Raw genomic sequence first — 17,599 nt, forward strand, 5'->3', positions numbered from 1 at the left:
ATTTGCAAGATGTATCTTCGTCCCCTGCACCTTTTTTATGAAACAGGTGAAAATCCGGAAGGCACAAATCTTCATAATGAAGACATGTTAAGAACAAATACGGGGTTGGGATCAAAGGGGATTCGGGCAACAGGCCGTAAAGATTTGACCCCACTCGTTTTCTCACAAGAAGCTAAATCTTGCATAATGGCCTCCACATTGAATTTACAGGAATATTAATGATTTCAGAAAATGTTTCAGTAAATGTTTGTGGGGAGGGCAGGACACCGGCACGAACAAAAATCTGTTCAAGGTCCAAAGTTTTCCGCTATTGGCAGATTGAACTTTGTAATGCTTGAAAAATACTTGACAACTTTTTAGAGTCAGGTGAAAAAAACTGCTGAATGCTTCCGTACCTCAAAAACAGATTTTCTTGAATTACGGCCATGGAATGTAAGGACAGAAGAAAGTTCAGGGGGTCATGCCCTGGTGGTCATGCTCGCATGCATTATTATCAGATATCTGAAGAAGGCATGGGCATCCCTTGATGTTACCGTGGAAGAAGGTATCCATTCTCTCTCTTCCCTTACTTCTCTCGAGATGGTCATTGAGGGTAAGGGATCTTTACATCATATCGCGGTTCCTCAGGGCATAAATGCACAATTATTGAAATCAGTCGGAGTTTCCCTGACAAAGGCGCTACCTGACCTCGGAGTGACTGTAGTCAGTAGGAAAAAACTGCAAGATCGAAGGAAAGTTACGAAATAACGAAGGTTTGCCCTATCAAAAAAGATAGGGTTGGGATGGAACATCCGATAAAAGTAAAAAAGTGTTGTCCCTGGCAACCGTTATTCTGCGGCAGTCCGGTGAATTTAACGGTTAAGATTTATTCCAATTTACATTTATGTTGACAGTTTATTTCATTGCCTGTGTTTCCAGCACCTCCCGGATTCTCCGGGAAATATGGGTTATATTGAAAGGTTTCTGGATAAAGCCCTGGCATCATTTTTTCATAATCTGTTGTGCCTGATCGTTTAAGCTGTAGCCGCTACTGAGAATTATCTTTGCTGAAGGGTTCATTTCCCTTAAAAGATCAAAAGTCTCACTCCCTGAGAGTCCCGGCATGATCATATCAAGGATTATAAGGGAGATGGTATGTTTCATCTCTTTATAAAAAGCGATTGCCTCTTGCCCGCTTCTCATTTCATGCACTTTGTATCCGAGAGATTCAAGGATTCCCTTACTCACTTCGAGGACTTCCGGCTGATCATCAACAAGAAGGATTGTTTCTGAACCCATGAGTGCTTTCGGGGCAGCGGACTTTTCTTCAATAACCGTTTTCTCCGATGCAAGGAAATAGAGGGTAAAAGTGGTGCCGTGGCCCGGCTCACTATAGACATTGATAAAACCGTTATGCCCTTTTATGATCCCGTAAACCATGGCAAGCCCCAATCCTGTTCCTCTTCCCATCTCCTGAGCATGAATGAGCTGAGACTCAAGACGTTTTTGCTCGGTAATGTCAGTAATCGAGGCCAGAATTACATCCTCACCTGTCAAATTAATCCCGGTCAGAAAAACTTGTGCGGGGAATACATATCCGTCAAGGGGCCGTCGGGCAATCCATTCAAAAGATATGGATTCTCCGTGAATAACCTTTTTCCACATGGCGTGTAATTGATCGGGGGGGGTTATCCGGACTGGAATAATCCTTCTCAATAGAAAATGAGAGCGCCTGATCGTAATAGATTTGAAACATTTCCAGAATCTTTGCGTTGACATTAATAATTTTGCCGTTTATGTCATAAATAAAGATGCCGTCATGCGCAGCAGAATAACCCCACCTGCAGGCTCAGCCAGTGCAGGGGTAACAACGGACATAAAAACCCCGACGTTACTGAATGAATCTGTAAAAAAGATGGCTACTATCAGATAGACGAAAAGGGAAAGGAGGACACATAAGGCGGTTAAGATCAGCGTGCTCTTCACCATGCCAAGCCGTGCGATTATACGGTAAATAATCATAAGCCTCCTCTTTTGTATTTCCGTGTAATCAGGCAAAAAGCCCGGAATATATTACATCATGGCGTCTTCATTTGCACATCTTTGTTGTCTCCCTCGACGTACAGGTAGTACGCCCGGGGCACCACCCCTTGCGGGGGGGGCTCGTTGTCGTCGCCCGGAGCACCCACGATAGTGGGCCGTGCTTTTGGATGCAACATGGCATTGATACTTAAAACCCGGTCATATTAGCGCTCCGGTTGAAAAATCTTTTGCCTTTCAGCAGGAGCTTCGATTGTCTCGATGTACTCATCGAGGCCGAGAGCCCTGAACAATTCCACAACCATCTCACTGTATTGGTTTGCTTGAATACCGTCTCGATCCGATAGCGGTATTTTAAGAAATAATTTTCCTCTTGTGTTGAAACTGTGTGATACCAGCAAATTTGCTATGTTGACTATTGTAGAGACAGAGAAAGATTTTTCATCAAATGAGATGACGTCTTCAAGAAGTATATTGATAAGATAATCAGGCAGGCCAAAGTGCTTTATTATTTTCAGGCCGAGATAGACATTGAACTTCTCTGAAAAGTCATTGTCCAGATTCTTCTCTTTTTCTTTCTCCTGGTATATGATGACTATCATTTTGCCGATTTCCAGGACCAGCCCTCCAAGTTCAGCCTTGTTTATGTTGTCGTATGCGAAACCGAATTCCCTGGCTATAATTTTTGCCATAATTGATGTGGCAATATTCTTTGCAATCATTTTTTTTATATGGGCACTCCTGGCAAATTCAAGAAGTGTGAACATGAGAATATATGTTTTTGTCTGCTCCGTTCCGAGGCGCAATACAATTTCGAGAAAGGAAGACATGTTCCCTTTTCGGATTTTACTGTAATAGACTGAGTTTCCGATGCCGTAAAGCTTCAATGCAACATTCTGGTGCAGCATGTCCTTTATGGATTCAATTTTCCTTGATGGCGCGTCCATATCATCGAGTATTCCCATAACTTCAGGGGCAAAACCGAACCGCAGGCCATTAATAGTTTTGTTTTCAATATCTGCAAGGATTTCCTTGTCCTTGTCCATTATTGATGCTTCCATTGATTTTATTATCTCTTCAATATCCATTTAAAACCAGCCTACCAATATCTATATAATATCAATTTTTAGATTTGTATACAAAATAAATGGTGCTTTTCAACAAAATTTGCCAATCAAAAAAGATAGAGGGGTAATATTTTGCCAAACTGTTGAAAAACCTGTAGACGCTGAAAAAGTAAATTATCCAAAATTCTATAAATAAAATGAAAGCTAATCGGTGTTAGATCATTTTCATATCCGTCAAAAGTTTTATCTTTTCTACATCGGGGTTAAGCCAAAAAAGCGGTGGTTGTCCCCTTAATACTGCCAGCAGATTGTTGGCGGCAATTTCCGACATGTTTCCCCGTGTTTTCGTATTTGCACTCCCTATATGAGGCAGAAGTATAACGTTGTCCATTTTAAGAAGTGGGTTATCCGCGCCTACAGGTTCCTTTTCGAACACATCAAGGCCTGCTCCGGCAATCCGTTTTTCTTTTAAAGCCCTTATAAGAGCTGCCTCATCTATTGTAGATCCTCTGGAGGTATTAATCAGAATAGCGTCCGGTTTCATTAACCTGAGTCGCTTTTCATCTATTATATGATACGTCTCTTTCGTGAGAGGAATGTGCAGGCTTACGAAGTCCGATTCCCGGAGAAGGTCATCAAGAGACCTGTATCCAATACCCAGTTCCTTTTCCTCTTCAGGAGAAAGCCTGGTCGTATTATTGTAAATAACCTTCATACTGAAACCCTGAGCCCTCTTTGCCATCCCTCGGCCTATTCTTCCAAGACCTACGATCCCGATAGTGCTTCCACATACACTTTGTCCAAGGAGTAATTCAGGCGACCAGGCAATTTTCCAGTTCAATGCCCGGACAAATCTGTCTGCCTCTACTATCCTTCTGGATACGCTTAACAGGAGGGTAAAGGCAAGATCGGCAGTTGCATCTGTAAGAACGCCGGGGGTATAACCGATATATATGCCTTTATTTGTAGCCTCACTTACGTCTATATGCTCAAAGCCTGCACTCATAGTGCTGATTACCTTAAGCGCCGGGGCCGCATCTATAATGTTTTTATTGATACTGTCTGAAAGCAGACAGAGAATGGCATCCTTGTCCCTGATATTTCTGATAATTTCTTTTTCATCCGGAGGTTCTTCACCCGGATGAAAAACAATATCGCAAAATTCAGCTATAAGTTCGATGCCTGGTTCAGGAATTCTCCTTGTAATATACGCTTTAGGTTTCATACAACCTCCCGCTTGTTGTATATCGACATCTTCTTATCATCAAAATACCGGCATATACAATAGAATTAAGACATTGAAACCAATAAATATTCTCTATCAAGGAAGATAAATGTGCACAAAAAACTACCGCATAGTCATACCTTCCACAGGCAAAGCGTACCTGTTAAGATAAATTTTTTTTAATTTTAACTTAAGGTAAAATTAAAATCTTCGATAATGTGTTCATAATGTTGTTAATACAATTAAAATTATCAAAAAAAACCAAGGAGGGCAAGTTATGTTAAAAGTAGGTAAGTATTTTGTTCTGGCAGTATTTTGTTTTTGTTTAATGTTTGCACAGGCTCAGGCGAGGGATTTGAAGGCAAGTGTGCCCTTCCCTCTGGCACCGCTCGTTGAATCGAAGGACAAAGGGATTCTTATAGATCTTATGAAGGCAATGGCTGAAGAATACAAAGACGGCAAGATTACCTGGGAACTCTTTCCCTTTAAGAGATCGATGGAAAATGTGGAAAAGGGCAAGTATGACTTCCATATGCCCCAATTGGTAAACCCGAAAATCCCCGCAGAGAAACTGCCTTTCATGTTCTCATCGGAAATGATATTCAAGGTTATCTTTGCACTCTATACAAATAAGAACAACAAAGATATAAACCCCGGCAATGCGAGCAAATATAAAATTGAGAGCGACCTCGGCACCATGGATTTCTTTGATTTCAAGGTTACCGGTTCTCCCGATATCGAATCAAGCCTGAAAAAGGTGGATATGGGCAGGATCGACGGATGGCTGTTTGCCATGCCGGAAAGTGATGGAGCCTTAAAGAAACTTGGTTTAAAGAATATTAAGAGATGGGAGTTTGCAAAGTATGATGTACGGATAGTGCTGACCAAGAGCGCGCAGGGCAAAGAAGTGGATAAAATACTTACCGATCTTATTGGTAAGCTGAAGGCTAATGGAAAGTACCAGAAGATTATGGGACCCATACTGGATCAGAAATTTGATCCCTGGCAGCCGTAAGATCGATATAACGCCCGATGTGGCCGGGTCTTCCTGTGAGGGCAGTCCCGGCAGCTTGAGGGTGTCCTGATCCATTGCTTTCCGGCAGGATAGGCCCCTAAAAATAGCGATGAAAGGAGGAAAATAAAAATGAAAATGGATTCGATGAAATGGAAATTCATTGTTCCGGTAGTGGCATCAATACTTATTATTCTCGGGCTATCAGGGGGCTTCAAATACTTTCGCAGCTCACAAAATCTGAAGGCAGAACTCGATAAAAAAGTAACATCTTTGTTCGAGATAGTATCCCTGGCCATGATTGACCCCATCTGGAACATACGTAAAGAGGTTATCCAGGAGAACGCCGAATTTCTTTTAAAAAATGAAGAGATCGGCTCCATCCAGGTTCTTGATGCAGAAGGTAATACGCTATATAGTATGGATAAAAAGGAAAAGATATATGATAAGCAATATCTGACGCCTGCTTTGAAACAGGATCTCAAAAAAGATAATCAGAAGATAGGTACAGTGGTGGTAAGAGCAACTAATTACTTTGTGAAGCAGAAATTATTCAAAGATATCATCAGTACTCTTATCGAAATAGCCATTATGGTATTAATGCTCGGAATGATCGTCTTTTTAATTTCGCTGAAACTGTCGAAACCGATCATTAATATGGCTGCGGTGTTGAAAGACATTGCCGAGGGAGAGGGCGACCTAACAAAGATGGTCCCTGTTGCCAGTAATGACGAGATAGGCGAAATGGCAAAATATTTTAACAGTTTCATCGAGAAACTGAATGGGATTGTACTCAACATCAAGGGCTATTCCAAAAGCATAGCCTCAGGCACTCAAGACCTGAGCAAGAGAATGGAGCAAATAGGCAATACAGAGAACACCCTGCTTGAGACTACAAGCAGTACATCCGCTGCGGTGGAGGAAATGGCAGTTAATATCTCAACCATTGCCGAAAATACAAGTCATCTATCCACGAATGCCGATGAAACAGAGAAACTGGCCGTGGATGGAAGGAAAGCGGTTCAGGGGACAATTGACGGCATAAACAAGGTAAAACTTGTTCTTGAAGAAGGCGCCAAAGAGGTAAAAAGTCTGGGCAACAGAACCACTGAAATCGGCAATATTACCACCGTTATCAATGATATTGCAGATCAGACAAACCTTCTGGCACTGAATGCAGCCATAGAGTCGGCGCGTGCAGGAGAGCACGGAAGAGGTTTTGCCGTTGTTGCTGATGAAGTAAGGAAGCTTGCCGAGAGGACAACGCAATCAACAAAAGAGATCACAAAGATGATAAGCACTATTCAGCACGAGACCAATAACGTCATCAAAAGGATGGAGGAAGTAACTCTGGAAGTTATTGAGGGAGTCAAACTGGCTGACAGTACCGGTGGTATTCTGGAAAGGATCGTAACAAGAATGGGCGAGTTGAAGCAGATGGTCAACATGGTGGCTAATTCAACAAGTGAACAGTCAATGGCAACAAACGAAATATCGGATCAGACCCTCAAGGTGTCACAGAGCGTTCAGGAAACGGGAAAGGCAGTAAACCAGAGTTCTGCCTCCACCAGGGAGATAGGGATTGTATGCGAAAAACTGAATGAGATTGTGGGTATGTTTAAATTGAGAGAAGGAAATATCCATGTATAAAACAGTACGGTGAAGCCCCCAACCTTTGGCGGGGGCTTCCTGAAAAATAAACGAACAACGATTATGTTACACCCTCTAATGGGCAAGCCCCTTATCTTTTCTGATAAATGGCCTTTTAAATCCCGACAAATTTAACCCGTACTATCTTGATATTTTCCGTGTAGATTCTTATCAGATTAAGATAAAAGCCTTTTTATGACGTGCAATATTTGGAAAAGTGTTTGTATTATTTGTTTCAAAGGATTACAATTTCTGATGGGTATGAAGCAGAAAAATAAGGGTAGCAATCAATATCCCATGCTGTATTGAATCATAAATATGATAAAGGGATAGAATCTTTTATGAACAGGGAGGCATTGTGAATCTCAAACGGTTATTCAAGCCCGAGACAATGGCAGTGGTGGGTGTCTCGCTCAGCAATGAATCAAATCCGGCTAATGTTGTATACAATAAAAACCGTCTCCGTTACCCTGTACAGGTTTTTGCGGTCAATGGAAAAGGCGGTACAATTCGGGGCGAGACCCTATACAGGAAGGTGCAGGATATTCCGGCAAAAATTGATTTGGTAATTGTCGCCACAAAAGCGGAGATCGTCCCTTCAGTGATTTCTGACTGTATTGAGGCAGATGCGGGGGGCGCAGTAATTATCTCAGGCGGTTTTGCTGAAACAGGGTACATGGATTTGCAGAATCAGTTAGTCTCAATAGCAAAAGAATCGAATTTTCCCATAATAGGGCCTAATTGTCTTGGAATCTTTTCCCCTTCACATATGGACACTTTCTTTATACCTGGTGAGAGGTTGTTGATACCGGATCGTGGAAGGGTTGCAATGGTAAGCCAGAGCGGAGGCATTCTTGTGGATCATATGATCAAATGCGCTGCTGAAGGGGTTGGCATGTCACTGGCAGTGAGCATAGGCAATAAAGCGGTAATTAAGGAATTGGACTTGCTCCGGTATTTCAAGGATGATCCCGATACAGATGTGATCACCTTTTATCTGGAAGGATTTGATGAAAACGAAGGCCGGAAATTTGTTGTCGCCGCATCAGAGTGCGGAAAGCCCGTGATCGTTCTCAAATCAGGTAAAACACCCGGAGGAACGTCGGCTGTGAAAAGTCATACAGCATCCATCGCCGGTGATTATGAAGTTTTTTCCTCCATTATGGCACAATACGGAGTAGTAGAAGCAAAAGATGAATTTGAGATGGTTGCCTTTGCCGAGGCATTAAGCTGTTATCAAAGATCAATTGAGGGAAAAGTCGCGATTATAACAGGCAGCGGTGGCCACGGCGCCCTGGCAACTGATGCATGCTTTTTGCACGGGCTTTCAGTGCCTGTTTTGAGCCAATCTGCCCAGGCTGAGCTTCGCAGTATTGTATCGCCCACTATTCGGGATATTTCTTCCTTTGTAAATCCTATAGATCTTACAGGCAGCGCAATAGACGACGATTTCATGGCAGTAGTGCGATCAGTGAGCAGAAATGACGACATAGAATGCATTATTGTGCTTCTTCTCCCTTACCTGCCGCGCATAACGATGGATTTAAGCGCTCAATTAAGTCTTCTCTACCAGCAGGAAGGGAAACCTATTGTTGCTTATGTGCCCCATGTGGATAAATATAAGATGCTTGTTGAAGGCTTCATGTTAAATAAGATTCCTGTTGCTGATTCCATAGAAGATGCAATTCACATGGCTGAAGCTATGAGGAGGTACAAATCATGCTGAGAGATAATATCCGGAAAATCTTCTCTGAGGCAAAAGAACGAGGCTGGGTTATGGAGCCCCAGGCAAAGGACCTGCTCCGTCTTGCAGGCATGGATGTATCGAGATTCCTTTTTACAGCGGATGCTGCGGAGGCAATCCGGTTTGCCGATGAGATCAAATATCCTGTTGTGGCAAAAGTGGTTTCACCTGATATTATCCATAAATCTGATGCATCAGGTGTTGTTTTAGGCATACCGGACGATAAAAAGCTTGGAGATGTTTTTACAAAAATGAGTAGAATAAAAGGATTTCAAGGCATTATTGTCGAGGAAGAGCTTAAAGGCATCGAGATGATTGTGGGAATGAAAATGGATAAACAGTTTGGACCTGTTATTCTCCTTGGTATGGGAGGAACGGCTGTCGAAATATATAAGGATGTAACAATCAGAATGGCGCCGCTCCGTGAACATGATACAGAATCTATGATGATGTGCCTTACAGCAAGACCACTTTTAGAAGGATACCGGGGGTCTGATGGAGTGAATGTTAACGAACTCAAAAAGATGCTCCTGGCGTTTTCGAGTCTGGTCATGGAATTTGAGAAAGAGGTGGATTCAGTAGACCTGAACCCTGTTATATGCAATGCTTCCCGATGTGTTGTCGCAGATGCGCGAATCATGCTCACAAAGTCATAACTGTAAATCCGATATGGATGGTAGTTTCTGACTAAGCAACTATATGATACCCGCCGTCAACATAATGAATTCCGCCTGTGATAGTTTTTGCCCCGTCACTCACAAGAAAGGCGGCAAAGGCGCCCACATCTTCTATTGACACGAGATGATGTTCGGGGGCAAGCGATACGGCACGTTCCATAAGATCGTCAAAATGGTCTATACCAGACGCTGCTCTTGTTAATATGGGCCCGGGTGAAAGACAGTTGACACGGATCATTTTCGGGCCAAGCTCGGCAGCCATATAACGAACGCTACTCTCAAGGGCAGCCTTTACGGGGCCCATGATATTATAATGCGCCACTACTTTCTCGGACCCATAGTAAGTGACGGTAAGAATTGAGCCGCCGTTTTCCATCAGCAACTCGGCAAGCTTTACCGTATGTATGAATGAGTGGCATGAAGTTGCCATAGCCTGCAAAAACCCCTTTTCCGAGCAATCTGTTACCCGTGCATACAAGTCTTCTTTGGGGGCATATGCAATGGAATGTAACACAAAATCGAGCTTTCCCCAGTACTGCGATATCTTTTCAAAGACTGTCTCCAATTGGCCGGGGGCTTCAACATCGCAAGGCATAAAGATCGGACATTCCAACTGCTCTGAAAGTGGTTTGACAAAACGTTCACATTTATCGTTCAGATATGTGATGGCCAGTTCAGCTCCAAGGGCATGAAATACTTCTGCGCACCCATAGGCTATACTTCGATCATTTGCAATTCCAAGTATCACACCTTTCTTACCCTCAAGGAGCTTGTTCATATTACTTCCTTCTTTTTCCATAACATCCCCCAAATTTAGGATTCATAAAAATCTATTTTTCAAGTATACGCCGGAAAGAGTAATTGTCAACTCTATTTCTGAATGACGGCAGGGATGCATGAAAACTGGGATGTTGTTTCATGCATTCTTGAATATGGGAATAGAGGGGATGTCTCCGGGGTCGGGATCAGAATGATTGCTGTTGCCACTGACGGTCCTTTAACCCCGATTAGTGTCTCTGAGAAAGCTAAGGGTTTCCAGAGGAAGTGCTCAGCCGAAAACGCCTTTATAAGTATACTTGTTTAAGGTTTAAACAAAAAAATATTGATTAAAATGACGCAAAAAGTATTGAAGACTTAAGTTGGCTATAGCATAGCCGATAATCTTAAAAAGAATTTCAAGATTCTACAGAAGAGATACAGTAACGATGTGAAGGTGCATCAGGGATAACTATAGAAGCAGGTTCTCATAAATAAAAAAAGAAAGTGAGGATATTTTATGAAATTTCTTGATAATTTGAGTTTAACCAAAAAGTTGATGGCAGTGCCCTGCGTTTTTGTGCTGTTTTTACTGGCTATCGGGATTGTTGTGTATTCAGGGTATTCTGTGGCAGTCTCTTTTTCAATAATTGTCTTAGCGGCAGTTATCTCCCTGTCCGCAAGCGTTATAATGTCTAAAACGATTATTGCAGCAATAAAGAGGACTGTTGAGACTGTCGGACAGGTCGCAGGTGGCGACCTTACTCGACAGATCGATATAAAGTCTCGTGATGAGATCGGAGCGATGGGCAGCCAGTTTAATGCTTTTGTTGATAATCTCCGCAGGATAATGGTTCATGTGGCTGAGGATAGCGATGAAATCACTTCTGCTTCAGGCAAAATGCATATGGTTACCGAACAGATGGCGACTGCATTTGAGCAGATAGCTGTCCAGATTAATTCGATTGCAGTTGCCTCTGAGGAACTTTCCTCCACCTCTTCAGAGATTGCGCGGAACTGTATCGTTGCCGCCGAAAACTCAAAGCACTCGAACGAGGCCATTAAGGAAGGGGGTATTATTATTGACGAAACAGTTGCAGTAATGAAGGTTATTGCCGAGAATGTAATGAGCTTGGCCGGCTTTGTAAAAACCCTTGGAACAAGATCTGACCAGGTCGGGCAGGTAGTGCGATTCATAAATGAAATTGCTGAACAGACTAACCTTCTTGCCTTAAATGCTGCAATAGAAGCCGCGCGTGCAGGTGAACACGGCAGAGGCTTTGCTGTTGTTGCCGACGAAGTGCGTAAGCTTGCAGAGAGAACAAAAGGGGCGACCATGGAGATCTCAAAAACAATCGATGCCATGCAGTCTGAAACAAAGAGTATTGTAATTTCAATTGAAGAAAGCGTTAAAGAAGTGAAGACCGGCACAGAAAAGGCCCGCAGGTCAAAGGAATTTCTTGAGAGCATCTCAGGCAGAATCAACACTGTTGATACACAGATAAGTCAGATAGTTGTTGCTGTTGAGCAGGAAAGCGCCACCACAGGCCAGACAGCAGAAAATATTCAACAGGTTTCCACGGTTATGAATGAAACGTCTAAAACAATACAAAACGCTGCCCCTGCTGCCATGAAGGTTGCAAAAGTTGCAGAAGCATTGGAGCAGATGATTAAACAATTTACGCTGAGAGGATAATCAGGGAAAACGGTATTGTTCACTACTGTCTGCACGCTCTATGTGTAACATTTTGCGGTGCATAATATGAATCCTCAATACCCATCGTTTTATTCCAGGGTACAGGACAGTGGTATGGTCACGATTATACGTTATAACCATTCAGGAACAAAGTATATCAGATCCCTTTCTTAACCAGCTTGGCTGCCTTTTTCTCTTGTTTGGTCAGGTTTTTCAGGGTTTTTTTATCAGGGGTTTCTGCATTTGCAGTAGGCGCTTCATGAAAAATATTTTTGACAGGATCAGGAGCTTCTGTCTCAGGCAGGATTGTCCGGGGCGAACCGGTGTTCTTAGCTTCCTGCTTGTTTGCCCTTGCAAGGCGGATTTTCGCCATGATGGCTTGGGCCATACTTTTGCCGAACTGGCCGATAAAACCGGCAACCAGGACAATGACAACCCATTTGAGAATAGACCAGGTACTCATACCATTAATAATATCATGCATATCTTCGAACCTTTCAGTAAAGGTCTTGAATTAGAGCATAAAGAGGAAGTTTAGCAGCAATAAACTCACTTCTGTAAATCCAGTATCTTTCCAATTTTTTCACTCATAGCTAATACCTTTATTTGACGCCTTTCAACTCATCCATTAACTCTTTGACATTTGTGATTTTGTCGACCCTGTAACCATTTGAGCCTACTGTGTAGAGCGGTTCTTCCTCCGGGCAGCAGCCTGCCGAACTAAGAAGGCCGTTACAGATACAAAAATATCCTCTATTATCAGTTTTTGCGGGGCACTGCGTGAATTGACCGTCTTTATCCCTAGTTAGCACATAACCTTTATCGCATTTTAATTTTCTCTTCCCATCAAATGTGGAAAGAAACATAGGTGATTTTTTTATCACTACAAAAGGCAAACCACATGGAGAGCCTGGCCTTTCAATAAGCAATATATCTTCTTTTTTGGCGTCAATAACAGCCTGTTTATACGCCGGCGTTGCACTACTTTCCTCTGTCACGAGAAAACGTGTTCCCATCTGTACCCCGTCTGCTCCCATCTGTATAAATTTTACAATGTCTTCATGTGAATAAATACCACCTGCAACTATGACAGGAAATCCACCATGTTGCAAAGACACCTCTTTTACGAGGGGAAATAGATTTTCCAACTTGTTTGATTCAAGTGTTAACTGGTCAAACCTGAACCCGAGATGTCCGCCTGCAAGCGGTCCCTCGAGGACGACAGCATCGGGTCTATAGCCCATCCTTTCCCATTTTTTACAGATTAATTCAAGAGCCCTTGCCGATGAAACTATTGGAACTAACGCGGTGTCTTTAGGATCTTTAATTCCAGGGAGACCAAGGGGTAATCCTGCTCCGCAAATAATTAAATCTGCATGTGCATCAATGGCTCCTTTCACAGAATCTTCATAATCTCTCTGAAGGGCAACCATGATATTGATACCGACAACCCCCCCTGTTGTTGACTTTGCAATCGATACCTCTTCATAAGCGCCTTCGTATGTGTTCATAGTCTTGCCGGTCCTTATTGAAACAAGTCTGTCGAGGGCAGCGCTTGAGATAATACCTACGCCTCCTTCCCTTGCAACTGCACTTGCAAGAGGCGAAAGAGATACACCAACCCCCATTCCTCCCTGGATTATGGGTGTTTTTATAGTTTTACCTTTTACTGTTAATGATGGTAAAATTTGTCTTGCGGTGTTATCGGTATTTTCCATCTGTTCCTTTTCCTAACAAAGTTAGTTGCCGTAAATTAGTCTATACGTTTTTGCTGTTTTGAACTTATGAATGTGGGTATCAATGACTAAGAACACAACTTTGTACTGTATCATACAATGATAATATATTGCAAAAAAATATGCATGAGCTTGATAATTTATTCCACAGATGCTACGGCTTGTCTCGTATATTTTGTTTATCATATTCTTACATCGTGTGAAGGTTCATATAAAAGGCTTTCTTTTTAACAACAATTAATTTATGATACTCAAATGGCCCGGACATGAGTCTATGCCATAGTGTTTCGATATGGAGTAGATGTGCTTCCCTGCTTCTATCTCCACAAGGAGCATAAAATTAATAATCAGGAGGACAAAATGCAGGGTGGCAAACTTTATGTTGGAAATCTTAGTTATTCTGTAACCAGTGAGCAGCTTAAGGAGCTGTTTTCAAGTTGTGGAGAGGTAAAAGAAGTCAAAATTATTGAAGGTAAGGGTTTTGGTTTTATCGAAATGGGAACACAGATAGAAGCAGAAAAGGCAAAAAAAGACTTAGGCGGTACACAGTTTATGGGACGCTCAATTACTGTTGAGGAAGCACGCCCTCAGAGAGAAAAACCAAGAGGAGGCAGAGGAGGAGGCTTCGGCAGGAGATACTAATTTAGCGCATTTTTTTGTTCAATAAATTTCCGTATTGCCTTACAACAAGGTTCTTAAGAGGAGAAAGTAGTGGGGCAGGCAAAAATACATGACCTTGTAAGGGTGCATTATACAGGGTCATTAAAAGATGGCACCGTCTTTGATTCATCACTGGATAAACAGCCTCTGGAGTTCAAGATAGGACATGGTATAATAATCCCCGGGTTTGAAAATGGTATAATAGGGATGAATGAAGGGGATACGAAGGTGATTTCAATCCCGCCGGAGGACGCTTATGGCCTGCACAGGGATGATCTTGTGGGCATTATTGAAAAGGTGCGGGTACCCAATAATATCAAGCCTGAAGTTGGAATGGTACTGAAAGTCCGTTCACCTGAAGGAGAAATGATCAAGGTTACGGTAAAAGATGTCAACGAAACAGGTGTAACCCTTGACATGAACCATCCGCTTGCGGGAAAAGAACTTATTTTTGAAATTAAGCTTATCGAGGTAATTCCGGAATAAAATCCAAACATTCTATCCCCTGTAATTCTAAATCTATCAGTATTTCTTGCGTATCCCCTTCTTTGCTGATATTTTATTTACCTGTATGAGTTTAATGCTCGCCGTTTATTTTCTTTTATACAGCTTGATGCACTTTTATGTATGTCTGAAAACAAGACATGCTTATCGTTTTGGCATAAAAACAGGAATTTTCTTAGCTATATTCATGACGGCAATGATCTTGGCCCCTGTAATTGTAAGATTATCCGAAAAGGCCGGGCATGAGTATTTTGCCAGACTCATGGCATATACAGGATATACCTGGATGGCAGCCTTGTTTCTGTTTTTTTCCGTTTCTGTCTGCATTGATTTTTGCAGGCTATGTATCTATGCTGCAGGAGTTATATTCAAAAAGAATTTCTCACCTGTGCTTTATGCGCATAAGTGTTTTTTTGTGGTGCCTTTAATATGTTCATTATTTGTTGTTGCCTATGGGTACTATGAGGCAGGACAAATAAAAACAGAGCGATTGATCATAAAAACGGATAAAATACCGAAAGAGATAAAAAGGCTGAAAATAGTACAGATTTCCGATATACATGTCGGACTTATTATCCGGCAAAGAACCCTGGAAAAAATAGCTTCTGAAATCAGAAAGATAAACCCTGATATACTTGTATCAACAGGGGATATTGTCGATGGACAGATAAACCATCTCAATGAATTTATAGATCCATTAAAAAGTGTTAACCCGCCCTATGGTAAGTTTGCGGTAACAGGCAACCATGAATTCTACGCAGGCATTGAATCGTCGCTTGATTTCATGAGAAAGGCAGGTTTTACGGTTCTCAGGGGAAGAAGCGTAATTGCCGGGGGGATTATCAACATTGCCGGGGTTGATGATACTGCAGGAAGGCCCTATAGTCATGTGGAAATATCTGAAAATGTGTTGCTTTCCAGCCTTCCGAAAGGTCTGTTTACCGTCTTGCTTAAGCACAAACCGGTAATAGATCGGGCAGCTATAGATCTGTTTGATTTGCAGCTTTCCGGGCATACCCATAAAGGACAGATTTTCCCTTTCAATTTTATCACCAGGCTGTTTTTTCCTATGTATAATGGATTTTTTAAACTCTCCGATGTTTCATACCTGTATGTCAGCAGGGGTTCGGGCACATGGGGACCGCCGGTTCGCTTCCTTGCGCCGCCCGAAATAACAGTGATCGAACTTGTATATGCATCAAATTGATTAAGTGTAATATGGCTGATTATTCGATAATTGATAACTCACCTACGCTCTGGTATGTTTTTTATCCACGCAACGAGCGCACCTTATGCCCGGCAAATGCATTTGATGTGTCTGTGCCTGTCGATGATAGTGTTTTTGTTTCATGCAGGTTTTATGTGGGAGACAGTGCATGGCCCTGGATATTATTTTTTCATGGCAATGGAGAAATGGTTAGCGATTATGATCGTATATCCCCTTTTTATATAAAGAATGGTCTTAACCTTATTGTGGCTGATTATCGGGGCTATGGCGCAAGTAATGGAACACCCTCATTGACAGATCTTTTTAAGGATGCCCGTGTAATCTTCAGAACAGTAGGGGAAGAGCTGAAAAACAGAGGCTTTAATACCGAAATATGGGTTATGGGAAGGTCTTTGGGGAGTTTGTCAGCCATTGAGATTGCATATAATTACAGAGACCAAATAAAGGGGCTTATCATAGAAAGCGGTTTTGCAAATATCTTAAAGATTCTTATGCATCTCGGCCTGCCGTTATACGGGATTGATGTTGAAGGTATAGACGAAGAATGCCTCAGTATTGTCGGGAAGATATCTCTTCCTACCCTTATCATTCATGGGGAAGAGGATGTTCTTGTTTCTCCAAGAGAAGCTGAAATTATATACAGGCATATAGGGTCCGACAAAAAACGCCTTGTATTAATATCCGGTGCCGATCATAATGACATCATGTTTGTCGGTATGAATGAGTATTTTGAGGCTTTACGACAATTTATATTCAGTGTTTAGATCTTAGTCTGTATGTTAACCGCTAAAGTTTTTTCATTACATTTCATTGATTTTACAGGTAATCATAGATATACTTAAGCCGTGGAAGATGAATATTTTATGAAAATATGCCTGGATGAAGCGATGGCAGCATTCAGATCAGACGAGGTGCCTGTCGGTGCCGTTATGGTGTCCCCTGACAATCAGGTCATCGCCAGGGCTCACAATCTGACAGTGCATGCGAATTCGCCGCTTGCCCATGCTGAAACGCTTGTGATAGATATGGCGTCAAAGGTGCTTGGTAATTTTAGATTAACGGGTTGTACGCTTTTCGTCTCAAAAGAACCATGCATAATGTGTGCAGGTGCGATTATAGAAGCAAGAATAAAGAGGGTTGTCTTCGGATGCTATGATGTAAAGAGAGGAGCTCTTGGCTCCTTAATTGATGTAAACAAACTTCCCCTTAACCACAAGTTCGAAGTCCAGGGCGGTGTATTAGAAAAAAATAGCAATAAATTGTTAAAAGAATTTTTTCAGATAAGGAGAGGTACCGAAGTGGTCATAACGGGGCCGACTCGAAATCGGCTGTACGCCTTGTAAGCGTACCGTGGGTTCGAATCCCACCCTCTCCGTTTTATAAATCCCATAATTTCAATAATATAGATCTTATATGTAGAATATGGGGTCAAATCTTTATCCTTGACATTACCCCTTTTTTCTCCATAATACTAACCCATGGCCCACCCCGTGTAGAATATGGGGTCAAATCTTTACGGCCTGTTGCCCAAATCCCCTTAACCTTTGCGAGGGTAGTCCAACTATTTTGCTACAATGTCCACAATAGTATACAATAAACTGGCATTTTATGCCTTCATATGATAC

At 42.1% G+C, this 17,599-nt stretch carries 20 protein-coding genes, 1 tRNA gene and 1 pseudogene; 14 read left to right on the forward strand and 8 right to left on the reverse strand.

Translation table 11 applies throughout. The features are described from left to right. Positions 1 to 219: hypothetical protein (locus NT178_08700; protein ID MCX5812608.1), on the forward strand; the 219-nt coding region annotated here is incomplete at its 5' end. A gap of 147 nt (positions 220 to 366) precedes the next feature. Continuing rightward, positions 367 to 747, forward strand: coding sequence for a hypothetical protein (locus tag NT178_08705; protein MCX5812609.1), 381 nt, complete (start codon positions 367 to 369; stop codon positions 745 to 747). A 234-nt stretch (positions 748 to 981) separates the two neighbouring features. Here the strand turns inward: NT178_08705 and NT178_08710 are convergent, their stop codons facing one another. The 4 genes from NT178_08710 to NT178_08725 all read right to left on the reverse strand — a co-directional run bounded on the left by NT178_08710 (position 982) and on the right by NT178_08725 (position 4,311). After that, positions 982 to 1,644 (reverse strand): response regulator, encoded by a 663-nt coding sequence (locus tag NT178_08710; protein MCX5812610.1) that lies wholly within the window; start codon positions 1,642 to 1,644, stop codon positions 982 to 984. Between the two features lie 129 nt (positions 1,645 to 1,773). Then, entirely contained in the window at positions 1,774 to 2,001 is a 228-nt protein-coding gene (locus NT178_08715) for a hypothetical protein (protein MCX5812611.1), read from the reverse strand. Positions 2,002 to 2,225: 224 nt separating this feature from the next. After that, entirely contained in the window at positions 2,226 to 3,107 is an 882-nt protein-coding gene (locus NT178_08720; protein MCX5812612.1) for an HDOD domain-containing protein, read from the reverse strand. Positions 3,108 to 3,300: 193 nt separating this feature from the next. After that, positions 3,301 to 4,311, reverse strand: coding sequence for a D-glycerate dehydrogenase (locus NT178_08725; GenBank protein MCX5812613.1), 1,011 nt, complete (start codon positions 4,309 to 4,311; stop codon positions 3,301 to 3,303). Between the two features lie 277 nt (positions 4,312 to 4,588). Here NT178_08725 and NT178_08730 point away from each other — a divergent pair, with 277 nt between their 5' ends. The 4 genes from NT178_08730 (at position 4,589) to NT178_08745 (ending at position 9,373) form a co-directional block, all read left to right on the forward strand. Beyond that, positions 4,589 to 5,326, forward strand: a complete 738-nt coding sequence (locus tag NT178_08730) for a transporter substrate-binding domain-containing protein (protein ID MCX5812614.1) — start codon at positions 4,589 to 4,591, stop codon at positions 5,324 to 5,326. Positions 5,327 to 5,455: 129 nt separating this feature from the next. Beyond that, positions 5,456 to 6,973 (forward strand): methyl-accepting chemotaxis protein, encoded by a 1,518-nt coding sequence (locus tag NT178_08735; GenBank protein MCX5812615.1) that lies wholly within the window; start codon positions 5,456 to 5,458, stop codon positions 6,971 to 6,973. 358 nt (positions 6,974 to 7,331) lie between these two features. Continuing rightward, complete coding sequence (locus tag NT178_08740) at positions 7,332 to 8,699, forward strand: CoA-binding protein (GenBank protein MCX5812616.1); 1,368 nt, start codon at positions 7,332 to 7,334, stop codon at positions 8,697 to 8,699. Further along, a complete protein-coding gene (locus NT178_08745; GenBank protein MCX5812617.1) occupies positions 8,693 to 9,373 on the forward strand; it encodes an acetate--CoA ligase family protein in 681 nt (226 codons plus the stop codon). Before NT178_08740 ends, NT178_08745 begins: the two co-directional genes overlap by 7 nt. A 31-nt stretch (positions 9,374 to 9,404) precedes the next feature. On the opposite strand, the gene fabI is transcribed toward NT178_08745, so the two are convergent. Next, entirely contained in the window at positions 9,405 to 10,193 is a 789-nt protein-coding gene (fabI, locus tag NT178_08750) for an enoyl-ACP reductase FabI (GenBank protein ID MCX5812618.1), read from the reverse strand. 81 nt (positions 10,194 to 10,274) lie between these two features. Between fabI and NT178_08755 the strand changes: the two genes are divergently transcribed. Both NT178_08755 and NT178_08760 read left to right on the forward strand, forming a co-directional pair. Further along, positions 10,275 to 10,478: a hypothetical protein gene (locus NT178_08755; GenBank protein ID MCX5812619.1), complete on the forward strand. Its 204-nt coding sequence runs from the start codon at positions 10,275 to 10,277 to the stop codon at positions 10,476 to 10,478. A 192-nt stretch (positions 10,479 to 10,670) separates the two neighbouring features. Further along, positions 10,671 to 11,846, forward strand: a complete 1,176-nt coding sequence (locus NT178_08760) for a methyl-accepting chemotaxis protein (protein ID MCX5812620.1) — start codon at positions 10,671 to 10,673, stop codon at positions 11,844 to 11,846. A 157-nt stretch (positions 11,847 to 12,003) separates the two neighbouring features. Here the strand turns inward: NT178_08760 and NT178_08765 are convergent, their stop codons facing one another. Then, on the reverse strand, positions 12,004 to 12,330 hold the full coding sequence (locus tag NT178_08765; GenBank protein ID MCX5812621.1) for a hypothetical protein: 327 nt from the start codon (positions 12,328 to 12,330) through the stop codon (positions 12,004 to 12,006). A 118-nt stretch (positions 12,331 to 12,448) separates the two neighbouring features. Further along, positions 12,449 to 13,564: a nitronate monooxygenase gene (locus NT178_08770; protein ID MCX5812622.1), complete on the reverse strand. Its 1,116-nt coding sequence runs from the start codon at positions 13,562 to 13,564 to the stop codon at positions 12,449 to 12,451. A gap of 378 nt (positions 13,565 to 13,942) precedes the next feature. On the opposite strand from NT178_08770, the gene NT178_08775 reads away from it, so the two are divergent. Continuing rightward, the gene (locus tag NT178_08775) at positions 13,943 to 14,224 is read left to right on the forward strand and encodes an RNA-binding protein (protein ID MCX5812623.1); all 282 of its coding nucleotides are present in this window, start codon (positions 13,943 to 13,945) and stop codon (positions 14,222 to 14,224) included. Positions 14,225 to 14,293: 69 nt separating this feature from the next. Further along, a complete protein-coding gene (locus NT178_08780) occupies positions 14,294 to 14,728 on the forward strand; it encodes a peptidylprolyl isomerase (GenBank protein MCX5812624.1) in 435 nt (144 codons plus the stop codon). Between the two features lie 162 nt (positions 14,729 to 14,890). Here NT178_08780 and NT178_08785 read toward each other — a convergent pair whose 3' ends face one another. Beyond that, entirely contained in the window at positions 14,891 to 15,073 is a 183-nt protein-coding gene (locus NT178_08785; GenBank protein ID MCX5812625.1) for a hypothetical protein, read from the reverse strand. Positions 15,074 to 15,134: 61 nt separating this feature from the next. Here NT178_08785 and NT178_08790 point away from each other — a divergent pair, with 61 nt between their 5' ends. The 4 genes and pseudogenes from NT178_08790 (at position 15,135) to NT178_08805 (ending at position 17,349) form a co-directional block, all read left to right on the forward strand. Then, positions 15,135 to 15,953, forward strand: coding sequence for a metallophosphoesterase (locus NT178_08790; protein MCX5812626.1), 819 nt, complete (start codon positions 15,135 to 15,137; stop codon positions 15,951 to 15,953). Positions 15,954 to 15,964: 11 nt separating this feature from the next. After that, entirely contained in the window at positions 15,965 to 16,738 is a 774-nt protein-coding gene (locus NT178_08795; GenBank protein ID MCX5812627.1) for an alpha/beta hydrolase, read from the forward strand. Between the two features lie 81 nt (positions 16,739 to 16,819). Further along, positions 16,820 to 17,254: pseudogene (tadA, locus tag NT178_08800) on the forward strand (tRNA adenosine(34) deaminase TadA). Positions 17,255 to 17,258: 4 nt separating this feature from the next. Next, positions 17,259 to 17,349: transfer RNA gene (locus NT178_08805), tRNA-Ser, on the forward strand. Positions 17,350 to 17,599 lie beyond the last annotated feature (250 nt).

It is taken from the genome of Pseudomonadota bacterium, from assembly GCA_026388255.1.
GTDB lineage: Bacteria > Desulfobacterota > Syntrophorhabdia > Syntrophorhabdales > Syntrophorhabdaceae > JAPLKB01.

Coding starts and splice junctions, on each gene's coding strand:
- NT178_08710 (MCX5812610.1), bottom strand. CDS start 1,644: ATGTGGAAAAAGGTTATTCACGGAGAATCCATATCTTTTGAATGGATT.
- NT178_08715 (MCX5812611.1), bottom strand. CDS start 2,001: ATGATTATTTACCGTATAATCGCACGGCTTGGCATGGTGAAGAGCACG.
- NT178_08720 (MCX5812612.1), bottom strand. CDS start 3,107: ATGGATATTGAAGAGATAATAAAATCAATGGAAGCATCAATAATGGAC.
- NT178_08725 (MCX5812613.1), bottom strand. CDS start 4,311: ATGAAACCTAAAGCGTATATTACAAGGAGAATTCCTGAACCAGGCATC.
- NT178_08730 (MCX5812614.1), top strand. CDS start 4,589: ATGTTAAAAGTAGGTAAGTATTTTGTTCTGGCAGTATTTTGTTTTTGT.
- NT178_08735 (MCX5812615.1), top strand. CDS start 5,456: ATGAAAATGGATTCGATGAAATGGAAATTCATTGTTCCGGTAGTGGCA.
- NT178_08745 (MCX5812617.1), top strand. CDS start 8,693: ATGCTGAGAGATAATATCCGGAAAATCTTCTCTGAGGCAAAAGAACGA.
- fabI (MCX5812618.1), bottom strand. CDS start 10,193: ATGGAAAAAGAAGGAAGTAATATGAACAAGCTCCTTGAGGGTAAGAAA.
- NT178_08755 (MCX5812619.1), top strand. CDS start 10,275: ATGACGGCAGGGATGCATGAAAACTGGGATGTTGTTTCATGCATTCTT.
- NT178_08760 (MCX5812620.1), top strand. CDS start 10,671: ATGAAATTTCTTGATAATTTGAGTTTAACCAAAAAGTTGATGGCAGTG.
- NT178_08765 (MCX5812621.1), bottom strand. CDS start 12,330: ATGCATGATATTATTAATGGTATGAGTACCTGGTCTATTCTCAAATGG.
- NT178_08770 (MCX5812622.1), bottom strand. CDS start 13,564: ATGGAAAATACCGATAACACCGCAAGACAAATTTTACCATCATTAACA.
- NT178_08775 (MCX5812623.1), top strand. CDS start 13,943: ATGCAGGGTGGCAAACTTTATGTTGGAAATCTTAGTTATTCTGTAACC.
- NT178_08785 (MCX5812625.1), bottom strand. CDS start 15,073: ATGCAGACAGAAACGGAAAAAAACAGAAACAAGGCTGCCATCCAGGTA.
- NT178_08795 (MCX5812627.1), top strand. CDS start 15,965: ATGGCTGATTATTCGATAATTGATAACTCACCTACGCTCTGGTATGTT.